The sequence below is a fragment of the Ammoniphilus resinae genome, from assembly GCF_017873965.1.
Lineage (GTDB): Bacteria > Bacillota > Bacilli > Aneurinibacillales > RAOX-1 > Ammoniphilus_A > Ammoniphilus_A resinae.
On record NZ_JAGGKT010000030.1, the window covers coordinates 19038 to 32228 of the forward strand.

The 13191-nt window shown below is 39.0% G+C and carries 17 protein-coding genes; 15 read left to right on the forward strand and 2 right to left on the reverse strand.

The features are described from left to right. The first annotated feature begins 3 nt into the window (after positions 1 to 3). The 15 genes from J2Z37_RS23905 (at position 4) to J2Z37_RS23975 (ending at position 11281) form a co-directional block, all read left to right on the forward strand. Positions 4 to 558 (forward strand): type II toxin-antitoxin system PemK/MazF family toxin, encoded by a 555-nt coding sequence (locus J2Z37_RS23905; protein ID WP_209812855.1) that lies wholly within the window; start codon positions 4 to 6, stop codon positions 556 to 558. 490 nt (positions 559 to 1048) lie between these two features. Then, a complete protein-coding gene (locus J2Z37_RS23910; RefSeq protein ID WP_209812856.1) occupies positions 1049 to 1333 on the forward strand; it encodes a hypothetical protein in 285 nt (94 codons plus the stop codon). Positions 1334 to 1824: 491 nt separating this feature from the next. Continuing rightward, positions 1825 to 2028: a hypothetical protein gene (locus J2Z37_RS23915; protein WP_209812857.1), complete on the forward strand. Its 204-nt coding sequence runs from the start codon at positions 1825 to 1827 to the stop codon at positions 2026 to 2028. After that, positions 2025 to 2213, forward strand: a complete 189-nt coding sequence (locus tag J2Z37_RS23920; RefSeq protein WP_209812858.1) for a hypothetical protein — start codon at positions 2025 to 2027, stop codon at positions 2211 to 2213. The genes J2Z37_RS23915 and J2Z37_RS23920 overlap by 4 nt, the downstream gene beginning before the upstream one ends. A gap of 1048 nt (positions 2214 to 3261) precedes the next feature. After that, positions 3262 to 3414 carry a hypothetical protein gene (locus J2Z37_RS23925; RefSeq protein ID WP_209812871.1) on the forward strand — a complete coding sequence of 51 codons (153 nt, stop codon included), beginning with the start codon at positions 3262 to 3264 and terminating at the stop codon, positions 3412 to 3414. Between the two features lie 26 nt (positions 3415 to 3440). Further along, positions 3441 to 6719 (forward strand): DUF927 domain-containing protein, encoded by a 3279-nt coding sequence (locus J2Z37_RS23930; RefSeq protein ID WP_209812859.1) that lies wholly within the window; start codon positions 3441 to 3443, stop codon positions 6717 to 6719. A 13-nt stretch (positions 6720 to 6732) separates the two neighbouring features. Continuing rightward, the gene (locus J2Z37_RS23935) at positions 6733 to 7104 is read left to right on the forward strand and encodes a hypothetical protein (protein WP_209812860.1); all 372 of its coding nucleotides are present in this window, start codon (positions 6733 to 6735) and stop codon (positions 7102 to 7104) included. A 77-nt stretch (positions 7105 to 7181) separates the two neighbouring features. Continuing rightward, complete coding sequence (locus tag J2Z37_RS23940; RefSeq protein WP_209812861.1) at positions 7182 to 8570, forward strand: DEAD/DEAH box helicase; 1389 nt, start codon at positions 7182 to 7184, stop codon at positions 8568 to 8570. Positions 8571 to 8608: 38 nt separating this feature from the next. Further along, the gene (locus J2Z37_RS23945; protein WP_209812862.1) at positions 8609 to 8947 is read left to right on the forward strand and encodes a hypothetical protein; all 339 of its coding nucleotides are present in this window, start codon (positions 8609 to 8611) and stop codon (positions 8945 to 8947) included. A gap of 144 nt (positions 8948 to 9091) precedes the next feature. Further along, positions 9092 to 9286, forward strand: coding sequence for a hypothetical protein (locus J2Z37_RS23950; RefSeq protein ID WP_209812863.1), 195 nt, complete (start codon positions 9092 to 9094; stop codon positions 9284 to 9286). A gap of 87 nt (positions 9287 to 9373) precedes the next feature. After that, a complete protein-coding gene (locus J2Z37_RS23955) occupies positions 9374 to 9625 on the forward strand; it encodes a hypothetical protein (protein WP_209812864.1) in 252 nt (83 codons plus the stop codon). 41 nt (positions 9626 to 9666) lie between these two features. Continuing rightward, positions 9667 to 10323 carry a hypothetical protein gene (locus J2Z37_RS23960; protein ID WP_209812865.1) on the forward strand — a complete coding sequence of 219 codons (657 nt, stop codon included), beginning with the start codon at positions 9667 to 9669 and terminating at the stop codon, positions 10321 to 10323. A 28-nt stretch (positions 10324 to 10351) separates the two neighbouring features. After that, positions 10352 to 10735: a helix-turn-helix transcriptional regulator gene (locus J2Z37_RS23965; protein ID WP_209812866.1), complete on the forward strand. Its 384-nt coding sequence runs from the start codon at positions 10352 to 10354 to the stop codon at positions 10733 to 10735. After that, a complete protein-coding gene (locus J2Z37_RS23970) occupies positions 10732 to 11043 on the forward strand; it encodes a hypothetical protein (RefSeq protein WP_209812867.1) in 312 nt (103 codons plus the stop codon). The genes J2Z37_RS23965 and J2Z37_RS23970 overlap by 4 nt, the downstream gene beginning before the upstream one ends. Next, complete coding sequence (locus J2Z37_RS23975) at positions 11036 to 11281, forward strand: hypothetical protein (RefSeq protein WP_209812868.1); 246 nt, start codon at positions 11036 to 11038, stop codon at positions 11279 to 11281. The genes J2Z37_RS23970 and J2Z37_RS23975 overlap by 8 nt, the downstream gene beginning before the upstream one ends. Before the next feature lie 372 nt (positions 11282 to 11653). Here J2Z37_RS23975 and J2Z37_RS23980 read toward each other — a convergent pair whose 3' ends face one another. After that, positions 11654 to 11866, reverse strand: coding sequence for a DUF4177 domain-containing protein (locus J2Z37_RS23980; protein ID WP_209812869.1), 213 nt, complete (start codon positions 11864 to 11866; stop codon positions 11654 to 11656). A gap of 101 nt (positions 11867 to 11967) precedes the next feature. Further along, positions 11968 to 12822, reverse strand: a complete 855-nt coding sequence (locus tag J2Z37_RS23985) for an ATP-dependent DNA ligase (protein ID WP_209812870.1) — start codon at positions 12820 to 12822, stop codon at positions 11968 to 11970. Between the last annotated feature and the right edge of the window lie 369 nt (positions 12823 to 13191).

Consider the following 13191-nt stretch of genomic DNA (forward strand, 5'->3'; position numbering starts at 1 on the left):
AACATGTCAGATAAAATGAGTGATTCTCAAATTGACAGATTAATTACCAGATTAACTGATGTACTTTCTAAACTACATCCAAGAAATTTTAAAAAAGCACTATTAATTATTAATTCGATTCCGGAAAAGTGCAGTTTAGACAAAAAATCATATGATCACGCTTTGCAAAAAAAAGCAGATAAGAGAAAACTTCATCCGACTCGACCTGTCAGGGGCGAAATTTACAATGTACTAATTTCACAAGATAATGTCGGAACCGAACTTATCGGAAATCATTTATGTGTTATTATCTCCAATAAAAAGAAAAATCTATACTCTGAAAAAGTAAACGTAGTTCCTATAGAAGGTGATGGGACAAAAATAGATCCAATAAACAATATTCAATTAACAAACGATGATCTCGAAGATGGACATTTAGACAAGAATCCTTCAAAAATAATCGCCGCAGACATTATGACTATAGACAAAGCTCGATTGGATATAAGAATAGGCAAATTAAAAGATGAAAAATTGAAGGAAATTATACAAATGGTAAAAGATCAGTTAGGTATTTCCTAACTATATTTACTTGAAATTTATAATGTATTGGTTTATTATGTACTTAATCAATTTTATCAAGCCTTCGGGCACCGGCTTAATTATAAGCTTTTCAAGAAAGAGTCATTTATATCTTAAAGGTATATTGGCTCTTTCACTGTATTTACGTATATTAAATAATATTTTTCCATATAATAGGATGTATAGTTTATCAAGCCTTCGGGCACCGGCTCCAGATCGGAGCTTTTTCAAGCTATACACATTGAAGGGTCTAATTTCCAAATTAGACCCTTTTATATTTTCTTAATTAGGAAACAGATAACAATTAAGGTTGCGTAAATGTCCATTATCACAACCTTAATTCCCTAAAAATGGATGCAAAATCATTCATATTCCTTGTCCAACTGAATATGTTTAGAGAAAGTGGTTCAAGTTGAGCAACCGGATCAATTTGATCTTTTTGAGTAACTTGAGCAATTTGCACTGAGATATTTGCTAAATGGAGGATAATATGGACGGAATTAAAGTGGAGATAGGGGCTAAGGCAATAGAAAAAGCACGAAAAGTTCGATCTGATAAGCGTATTTGTGTTAAAACCAATTTGGATCATGAATCCCATTTGCTTTTGCACCGTCTGTCCATGACTGTGAGAAAATCCAAAACGGCACTCGCCACAGAGATCGTAGAAACTATGCTGCGGAACCCCGCTTTTATTACATACCTAATGGATAAACACAAAGTTCCTGAAGAACACAGACTAATTCCTGTAACCAATAATGGGAAAATCACTTACTAACCCTTCTTGGCATCCTTGGCAATCTTCACATACATTTTATAATGCTTTAAGCAAAGACCCCATGTTCTATCTGATGCACCTTCTTTACCACATTCCCGGCATTTATACATAGGTATTCTCCTTTCTTTTTTTATTATCAATTATTAACGAAGTTTTCAATCAATATACTTAAGGCGTTATCTGAAAGAACAGTGCTGTTAAATGAAAATAGCCACTTCCTTATTTGGGAAGGGCTTTTTTTATTCACTATGTATACCAGGGTTGAGTGTTAGGATATTTCTTAAGATACATTATTTGACAAAATAGAATAAACAGGGTATTATTGGTATACAAACAGATATAAACAGACATAAACGGACATTAACGACAAAAGGAGGTTATATCTCTATGGTATACGGAAAAATAATTCATCGCCGCGCTTATGTTTATATCAAAGGCAAATGGTATCCGTTATCTTTGATTGCAAAATAGAAATAAGGGAGGAAAAAACAATGTCAATTATCACAGATATTGAGAAGCATTGTAATCTAACCGGGGTAACCAAGGAGCAAACGTTTGAACTAATCAACCTTTGCAAAGAAGCTCTTGCAGAATTAGAGAATCAATATGGGGATTTAAACAAATTAAGCGTGGTAGAAAAAATCCAAATGCTATCATTATGGATGGAAAAAGAACTTCAGGAGGAGATTATATGAAAATTGATTTAAGAGAATTAATTAGAAAGTTAGAACCTGAGGTTTTTGGAGAAATGGATCTGGATGATATCCTCGGCTTTATTGGTGCTTTTGGTCCTCATTACAAAGGACTTTCAAACCTGGAGGAAATGAAGGAACTTGCACAAAAATGGCTAAACGAAAAAAACCGCCATGCGGCTACATGACGGGTTAATTCCCTCGGCTAAAGGGAAATTCATTAAGTTGATTCAATTATATCACACCTATTTGGGTTTTAAACAAAGACATTAAAAAGATGATGGGCTGGATTAAATCATATCCAGCCTTTAAAACTAAAATGAATTGCAGATAAAAACATGTCACTATGATGTCATTTTAGATTTTAAATATCATGCTACAATTTCAATAGATGTTTTTTGAATGCCTTTTTTGTGTGGCAATTGCACCGTGCCATTAATTATTTTAGTTTAGAATGTTACAATAAAAACGGAAGAAAAAATTGACAAACCATGGAAGGACGTATTATCATGCCTATACCCAAGTGATAGGTATCTTCAATGGGATAGGATATTGATAGGATTTTGATAAACCTTTTCGATTTCTTTCTGATATCATAAAAAAGAAGCCACTTTGAAGCCACTTACAACCAGAACTTTTCATGATACAATTTTTGTAACGATATTTTTTGTAGAGTTTTTGTAGAGTGTTTATCAGGTAAACCTTGTTAAAATAACATTGACCTTGTTTTGGTGGAAATTTCTTCTGACATAATGATTTCCTATATGAAATAGACAACGGGTTTGATACAATGAAACGAGACAAGCTATTTTCAAAGATTCTTAAAATAGACAAAAAGGTTTTGTTAATATAATTAACAATAAAAAATAAGGAAGCCCCTGCACCACCAGGAAAGCTTCCGCGAAGAGATTTGAAAGCCTCTATCACCACAATAGAGCTTTCTATTGAAGTCCTAACACCACATTAGGATTCAACGGTCCATAACCAAACAGACCGAAATAATTAGATTTGACTTCAGTATAACCAAAAATGTTAATTAGGTAAACAACTTGTACACTTTTTGTGATAAATTTTTGCCTATTTAGCAATAATTTTTTTCCTCTCTTCGTGGATGTCTTTTCTATTGGAACATATACAGCAGGGTAAAAAGGGGCTTTCTTTGACCACTCGTGTGGTCTGGAAAGTCCTTTTTGCTTTCAGAAAAACTGTAAAAACGAAGTGGAGGATTGATATGAAATGAACAAAAAACCCGAAAAGGGTAAAAAGAGAGATCGACGCGAGTATATGCGTAAATATATGAGGGAATGGCGTGCAAGAAACCCGGAAAAGGTTGCGGAATACCACATGCGTTACTGGGATCGTCAAAAGGAGGAAGCTACTTTCCGGTAGTTTTCAATGGTCAGGAGGAACCTAATATGAAAGAAATAGAGAAGGTTGCCCCGACAGAGCAACCTACACCAAAAAAGGATTCAATTATATCCATTATACCACACGATTTTGCTGGATATATCGGCGGATTTTTTCAATCTATTTTTGGCAATAACCCCCCGGGATACATAAGTCTGTTTGCAAAAGAAAGATTGCTACAACCATTCAAAAAGGAAAATGGGGAAATTGTCACTCACGGCAATCGTTCTTGGTGGTTTGAAAGCAAAGACATTACGAAAACAGCCGCATTTATTGCGAACCTGACCAATCAAAACAACATGGATCACATCTACTTCGGCATTGGGTTACAAAAGGAAATGCGCGGGGAAGTAATCAACGACAAAACCGGAGTAAAAGGGGTAAAGAAGCGTGGAACAAACGATAATACCATTGCTATTCCTGGTTTTTGGCTTGATGTAGATTGCTCGGAAGGGGTACACAAAGCAAACGAGGACCCAACCAAGAAACTACCATCATTTAGGGAAGCATGGGAATTGCTAAAGGAATTACCCTTGAGTCCATCAATAATCATCAATTCTGGTGGTGGATTATACCCGATGTGGCTCTTCCCATCACTATGGATATTTAAAGATGATGAAGACCAATTAAAAGCAGCCCAGTTGGTTAAACGGTTTGAATCTGTTGTAAAAGCATGGTTCGAACATAATCACGGATACCATTTAGACGGGACAAGCGATTTAGCAAGGCTGCTTCGAATCCCTGGCACTTTCAATAAGAAGCGGAATCCTGCACCTCGTGTAGAAATCGCAGAAATGACAGACCAACGGTATAACATCGATCAGTTTGAATCCATGATCAGGGAAATCGAATCCCTGTTACCTATGCCGGTGGAGGTTCCTGAAGTCAGGAAGGAACGGATCGCTAAGGATTCAGAATATCCCAATACGAATGCCGAAATGATTGCTAAGAAATGCGGATTTATCCGCCATTGCCGGGATAATGCTGCAACACTCCCTGAACCCGATTGGTACTCGATGTTGACGATTGTCTCCCGAACAAAGGACGGAATAGACAAAGCACATGAATGGAGCTCTCCTTATCCTGGATATTCATTTGATGAAACAGAGCGGAAAATCCAGCATGCTTTAGATGATTCGGGCCCGGTCCTTTGCTCAACCATTAATTCATCTTTGTGTAATGGGTGCAAATTTAAGGGTAAAATCAAAAGCCCAATCGTGTTAGGTATGGATCGTGTTGGAGAAGCTCGAGAGACGGTCAAGATAGCCTTGAATCAAGTGTTGGAAGGGAATAACGAAGCCGCTTTCGAATCCCCTGTACTCGGTGCATTAGCTATTTTAGAACGCGAATCACCCGAAGATTTCAATCAACTTAAGAAGGATCTAAAAAAAGGTAAAGTCTCCTTAACAGATTTAAGTAAAGCTCTAAAAAAGGAAAAGCGTAATGCTCCCTTACGATTGGTTGAACCAGGAGAAGTAAAAACCGTTCGAATAGCTGGCGATATGTTAGAGGATCCTCCTTATCCTGAACTCATCATTCCCCAGCCATATCTTTTGACTGAAGATAGCGTAAAAAAAATCATAATCAAAAATCAGGGTAAGGATAACGAAACGACAGCCTCAATGAATGTAGCATTAGCGCCGGTATTAATTACAGGATTAATGCGAGATGTAACACAGGGAAAGGAATCATTACGGGTTTCATGGAAGCGTCTAAATCGTTGGCTTAATGCAACCATATATCGTGAAGTCGCTGCAAACGCAAGAAGCATCATCCACCTGGCTGGAGAAGGGTTCCCTGTTACCTCGGGAAGTGCAGGAGAGTTGGTTAATTATATCGCGCTATTAGAGGCTGAAAACCTTCACAGGTTACCTATTGCACAAGTAAACAGCCAATTGGGATGGCAGGGAAAAGACGGTGAATTAGGATTCCTATGGGGAAGAACCTTGATCCATCCAGACGGGACTGAAACCAATGATTTGGATTTTGATGACCTTACTCCTGGAGAATGGCGGGACGATTTAGTTTCATTCCGAGGGATTGATTCAGGGGATGAACAGATTGCCGATGGGCTGCATCAAAGAGGAAGCATTGAAGGATGGATGGAGGCTGTTAAATTAGCATCCAATTATCCGAAAGCATTATTAGCACTTTACTCAGCTTTCGTTGCACCTCTTCTGAGAATATTACGATGCGATAACTTCATCATTGATTTTGCCAATCGGACAAGCACCGGGAAAACAACTGTTCAGCGATTGGCAGCAAGTGTAATGGGTAACCCTGATGAAAGAACAAACGATTCGGTCCTGTTCACTTGGGATGCAACACCTGTATGGATTGCCCGTGCAAGCAGTGTACTAACCGGAATGCCATTGATATTGGATGATACTAAGCGAGCAAAAAACAAATCAACCGTGGCTAATATTCTCTATATGATCGCAAGCGGTAAAGACAAAGCAAGAGGGAATGTTAAAAGCCTTAACGCCACAACGACATGGCGAACTGTCTTGATTTCAAGTGGAGAAGTAAAAGCAACATCTTTCACAACAGATGGCGGTACCAGGGCGAGAGTTTTGGAAGTAAGAGGATTACCATTCGAAGGGGATGGTGCCGAAGCAAGGAAGATTGTGGAACGGATTAACATCTTAACTTCCATGAATTACGGCTATGCTTTACCACTCTTTTTGAAGTGGGTTATGCAAAACAAAGATCATTGGGTAGAGTGGGAAGAATCATTTCGCAATGAAATTAGTCTTTATGCTGAAAGAACAGAAGGAAATGTAGCGGGTAGATTAGCAAAATATGCAGCTGCTATCAAAACAACATCCATTTTGGTCCATGCAGCGTTTCGAGATATGGGTCATCCTCTACCTTTTGACTTTCAGGATCCTTTCGCAAATGGTTTGTGGGAATCTATCGCACAAGAAGCAGAGGATGCAACCGGAGAAGAAGAGGCTTTGCGTGATGTTATTGGTTGGGCTAATGCTCACAGTACATCTTTCATTGGCCGGCATAAGACAGACATGGAAGGAAACCCGATGGTCCCACCAGGAGGGTGGTTCGGGAAGTGGGATAACAAAAATGACTGGAATTGGATCGCTTTTTATCCCGATCGAATAAAACGATTCCTTAGGGAAAACAACTACGATCCCGAAGAAATTTTCACCCATTGGAAAGAACGTGGATGGTTGGATTTCAAGAAGGGCTACCTAAAGCAATTACGCATCGATGGTTCACCACAATGGCTAATAGTCCTTAAACGAGAAGCTATGGAAGAAATCGAATAAGGAGGAACGAACCATGAACAAATTGCTTGAAATATATAATATCAAACCAAAAACGGAACTGCCCGTTAATACCCAAAGTGGGATAGACGGGCAGACCGCAAAAGTTATTGATTCCGTTGAAGATCCCTACGATAAGAAGGCAAAACAATCTGGATGGTTTATCTTAATCAATGGGGAAGCTTACATGAAACAGGTTTCTGTTGGAAGTATCGTCTTTATTGAAAAGCAGATGAAGGGTTGGAACGCGTGGCGTGAAACATGGGGGAAAGATGATCCAAGATCACAATCCGTTAAAACCCTTGTATCTGGCGGTTCATTTGAATCAGCTCTAACAAAAGCTAATGAATACACATCTTACTTCAATAAACCTAAGCGTGTGAAATAAGAGGGAAGAAAAACCATTGGGAGAAATGCCTTGATGAAACACCTTTAACCTTTATCAAATAATAAAGGAGCTCAACAATGGTTAAGTTTATAGTTTCAAACCAAATCGAATTGCAAACTGGTGAACTTCCTGCATTAATTGAAAAAAGATTAATCAGTGATTTGACCTTAGAAAACCCCGTTTACATACAAGCCCTAAAGTATGGGCATAGCATCCACGACAAACCCAAACACCTCAAGCTTTATAGGTATGAAGGGGATACCCTCGTACTACCTCGCGGTGTTGGCGGAAGGTTGGTCAAATATCTTCAAGATAGCAAAGTAAAATATCAATTGATTGACCGCCGTTTAAAACTGCAGCCTGTAGAATTCCATTCTTCCATTAATTTGCGTGGTTATCAAGAAACAGCCGTCTCCAAAGTGGTTCAATGGCGGCAAGGAGGCATATGTGCCCCATGTGGGGCGGGTAAAACCATGATTATGCTGGAGGCAATGGCAAGGATCGGGCAACCAACCTTATTCATTGTTCACACTAAAGAATTGCTTGATCAAATCATAGATAGAGCTTGTTCTGTGATAGACCTCGATCGTGATGAGATCGGAATCATCGGGGATGGTAGCTTCACCATTGGGGGAAGAATGACCGTTGCCTTAATTCAAACCTTATCCAAGGCGGACTTAAGCGATATCACTAATAAATTCGGGGCTATATTCGTTGATGAAGCGCATCATCTCGCTGCAAAAAGCTTCTTTTATCCCATATCCATGTTCCCAGCTCTCTATCGAATTTGGGTAAGTGCTACTCCTGAACGATCAGATGGATTGACGAAAATGGTTTACGCTGCCGGCGGGCCCATCGTACACACTATTAATCAAAATGAAGTCCCGACAATGATCCCGGAATTGCGTGTCATTGAAACGGATTATGATGGCATGGATGAAGAATACACCTATCTTATGAGTGATTTAATCAATGATAAAGATAGGAACGATTTAATAGTCCAAACCATATCTTCAGAAGCCAACGGAAATTATTCATTGGTTTTATCGGATAGAGTGGAGCACTTAGAAATCTTGAAACCGATGCTGCAGCGTCAATTACCCCATTTGACCATTGAGTTTTTGACCGGAAGCATGAAGAAAAAAGAAAGATCCGATGTGATGGAACGGGTAAAAAATAAAGAAGTTGATATTCTTCTTGCCACTCAATTGGCACGTGAGGGATTAGATATTACCCATCTCAACCGTTTATATCTTGCTACACCTAAGAAAGCAGGTGGAGCCGTTCAACAGGAAGTAGGCCGCGTCATGCGTCCATGTGAAGGTAAGACGGAAGCAATTGTCTATGATTTTTGGGATAACAAGAGTCCGATGTTAAAGCCTCAGTTTTGGAAACGAAGAGAGATTTATAAAAAAATAGGAATGGACTGGCAACCCAGCAAAACAAAAGCAGTATCGTTTCGCTAAACCTTTAAAATTGCACACTTGAAAGGAGGTGAAACAAAATGAAGAGACACAAAACGAAAAAAGAAGACCTTCCTACCGCTAATAGGAAAGTCCTCAGTTTACTCCGTCACGGCATGGCAAATGCAATAACGGTTAGGGAAATAATATCGTTAACCGGATACAAAGATCAAGAAATTCGTCGCTCAGTCCAGGAATTGGTTGTAAAGTTTGGCTATCTAATTGGTACAAGTAATGATAGAGAGCATCCGGGATTTTACTTAATTGAATCAGAAGATGAAAGAGACGCAACCGTACAAAATTTACGCGGGAGAATCAAACAGATATATAAAAGAATGAGTACGATCCGAAATGGAGAGCTATCCAGAATTGAAGAATAACAGGGGGCTTCCGCATCCCCATCTGCACAAACATATTGTTAACATTAATATTAACACCAATATACCTGTAAATGTTGTTATTAATAATAATCAAGGTTGTGATAATTGACCTTTTCACAACCTTGGCAGGAGGTATCAGGGAAAATGAGAAAAGAACAATATCCAGTATTAGCCTCATTTGAACGAAATAAAGAGGGAATGCTTTCTGCTTGGTGTCCTTTCTGTCAATGTTGGCATCATCACAGTGCTGGTGAAGGTCATCGTATCGCCCACTGTACGGATAACAAAAGCCCCTTCCATGATGGGGGATATGTCCTAAAAAAGGTTAAATTGCCTTAATAGGAGGGGGTTATTCCTTCATCCGAATTATTAACATTAATATTAATAATTACAATAACATTAACGTTATAATAAGGAGGAAGCCTATTGATGTTCGGAATTACTTCATTCCCTACATTTGAAATGCTATCAGTACGTTTTTTAAAACGAGATCCTTCCCTTTATACAGAGCTAATCGATACAGCAGACCATAAAGGAAAGCAAGTTAGAACCTGCTCTTGTGGAAATCGCTGTTCCAACTACGAAACAATAATGGATCAGGAAACAATCCTTTACTTCATGGCTTGTGACAAGTGCAAAACCATTAACTCTATCGGGACGAAGGGGACTCCTTTATGAGCCTCCTTCTTTTTTAAAACATTGAAAGGGAGGTAAGTGCTATGGATTGGATGAGATGGACAAAAGGACAATTACGTTTGTATGTTTCTCGTGATCTATTCAAACAGGATATTGAAAATGAATTAGAAGCTGCCGAAGACGATGTGAGAATTAGTACAACACACTGGAAAATGACAACAAGTTTTAGCAGCTTACCTTCCAGCCCGGTAGAGGAAGAAGTGGAACGCCGTGAAAGCATCAAAGAAAGGCTGCTCAGACAGTTGAAAGAACACGAAACCCAATGCAAGAAGATACATTCTTCACTTCAAACACTTTCCAACATCGAGCGCAGCGCCTTGGAATGGGCTTATATGAACGCTTCTTATAATTCTGATTTAAATATTGCTGATTTTCTAAATGTTCCTCTCAATGAATTTTGGAGGGTTAAAATTACGGCTTTGCATAAGGTCTATTGTAGTCTAAAGAGCACAACCCACCCGATTAATTTAGATGATTACCTGGAACGAGAAAGACAGAAGCGGAAAAGGAATCTGAAGATAGATGGGGAAAAACCTATTCGGATACAAGATCGGAACCGCAGAAAAATCTCACATCCTGATCTATATGATTTTACGCAGGGAATGAAAGATACCTTTATCCCATGGTATGAACTGCCGCGTTTAGCAGAGTTTGTCCATTTAGCCAAAGGAGTAAGGTAACAAAATAAATGGAAGTGGGTGAAATAAAATGGCAGGAAAAATCAATCACAAGCAAGAGCAAGTCATTGTTGCCTTACTGAATTACCCAACGATTAAACAGGCTGCCGATGCGTCCGGGGTTGGGGAAACAACGATTTATAGATGGTTACGGGATGAAGACTTTAAACAGTCCTATAAGGAAGTAAGGCATAAAGCCCTTGGTAACACTATTGCCCGTTTGCAACAAGTATCTCAACAAGCAGTAAATACACTACAAGAGGTAATGATGGACGACACAGCCACCCCCAATAGTAGAGTATCCGCAGCTAAAGCAGTTCTGGAAATGGCATTCAAGGCTTATGAACTCGAAGATTTAGCACAAAGGGTGGAAGAGTTAGAAAAGCACCTTGAAGAAGGTGGTAAAGCAGGATGATCATCAAGAACTCATTATTCAAACGGGTTGAACGCATTCAAAAAGCGTTCGGCCCTTCTTTAGTAGAAGAATCTAAGAAAAAACAGTACAGGTTTAGTATTGATGAATGGACAGATGATGAAATCAAGGATTACTTCTTTAATCAGCCAGAACACTTGGTTTCTAAAGCGCGGGAAACAGATTGGGAATGGGTCAATGATGATAACCCGGGTGGAAGGCTTAGAACATTCCTTAAAGGGTGCAGCATAAATGAACTGAAAGAGCTGGAAAGGCTACTCCTTGAATCCGAGGTGGGGGAACATGCTTAAAAACAAGCTAAAAAAGTTGGAAAAAACCACAAGAGAGAGAAAACGAGCCTCAGAAACCGGAGTTTTCATGGTTGATGTAAACTACAAAAAAGATAGAATGCAGATAGATAAATTAGGGTTCAATGGATCGGTAAATGAGGGCGAGGAATTAATGTCCAAGTACCCTGGAGCGGTTTTTATTTTAATGGATATACCAAGGGATGATGAGGATAGTACCGTTTACGACTGGTGCAAATAAAGGAGGGGCAGGAAGCGTAAGAAATTTCGAATGTAGTACAACAATGCAGTACAACAAACGAAAATATAGAGAAAAACCTTTATTTATATGGGTTCAATGGTACCGGAATGGTAACGCAAAATGATGGTAAATGATGGTGAATGATAGCATTTTTTTTGCTACAAACCCTAATAAAACCTAACTTCTCGTGCGCATATAGAAAACCATGCGAAAAGGCTACAAAAGCTAATAAATGCTAAGGTTCTACGCGCGTATAGGAATTTTGATCATAGCGGAATTTTCCGCCGTGAAACGTGGCTCCGAAAAATCGGGGTACGGATCTCACTCCCTATTTTCGGGAACCAATTGAAAAAGAAATTTTATATGGGATTACTAATATTTTTCACGTTTGAATGTAGCTAAAATATCTATTGTGAAATGCTCACTCACCTTACCATCGTCATGTTCACTTATTTCACGGGTATTGACCGCAGAAACCAATTCCCAACCGTATTCACCAAGGTCGTTTAACGTATTTTGATATCCATTTAGATCATTATCATCTTCAATATTAAAAAGCCTCGTTGTGTACTCCCATTTTCTCATATGCGTAGTCCTCTCTATCGATATATTCCAAGGTAAACATTCAATTTCGAGGAGAGGATTTCCTTCTATCAGCCCGTTGAAGTTAAAACATCAGCCTTTTTCTAATACACAAACTCCACAAAGCTTGGAGAGCGCATGAACCCCTTCTTAGTCCAACACTGGAACCTTACTTTGCACCTAATTAGAGGATCAAGATAAACCCATTCCCGATCTTCTTTTCGAATAAGCTGTTTAGATATCTGATGAAATGCTTGACGTGCAGCCGGTGGAACAAATTCAACGGTCCCGATATACTTCCCACCTTTTGTGATTGACCACGCAAATTCACCTTTTCGGATCCCAGCAATCTCGACTATTTCATGCTGATAATTTTTGATCTTTAACCAAGAATAGCTACGGGTGTCCAACTGATAGATTGAATCCTTCCGTTTAGATACGATCCCCTCCAAACCAAGTTTTACAACGGCCTGGAATAAAGCATCTCCATCATCATAGGAGTCGATAACAGTTAAATAATCAGAGGGGCCCGCGATATCTGACAGCAGCTGCAACCTTTCATTCAACGGAAGATGTGTAACACCATTCCCATTTAGGTACAGGATATCAAATGCAATAAAAGCTGCCGGCAGATTACAGGATAACCGACGAATAGAAGTTTCCTTAGATGCCTGAAACCGCTCCATAACTGATTCAAAACAAGGTTTTCCTTGAGCATCGATCACAACCATTTCACCATCTAATACCACGTTTGCTGCAGATAATTTTATTGTTTGGAGTTCAGGGTACTGCCGGGTACATTCGTTTTGATGGCGGGTGAATAACTTAACACCATTATCCTGTGCATAGGAAAGAAGGCACCTATGTCCATCGAATTTCAATTGATGGATCCATTCGCTACCGGCAGGGGGAATATCAGATTTGTGAAGAAGGATTGGCTTAATAGGTACATTCAACATAATAATCACCTAAAGAAAGGCTATCACTACGTTCCATGGTCATCATTATGGGATTAATGGAAAAAACATCATCGTTTATGGTGTTACGGGTATGACAGTGGTGTTACGGTGGTGTTACGGCTCAAAGTATTGATATCATTGAATTTATTATATATGTAACACCGTAACACTAATAATTAATTTAATATAGGTAGTTATTATATAAAAAAAAATCACGTTGAGGCTTAACGTTATTATTTTTTTTTTTTTTTTTCAAATAGGCTATAAGCAAAACATGGTGTTACGGGTATTACGGTGTTACGGCATGGTTAAAAGTCAGTCGTATCAAGGGTTGAGGGCTTGTTCAGGTGTAACACCAGGTGTAACACC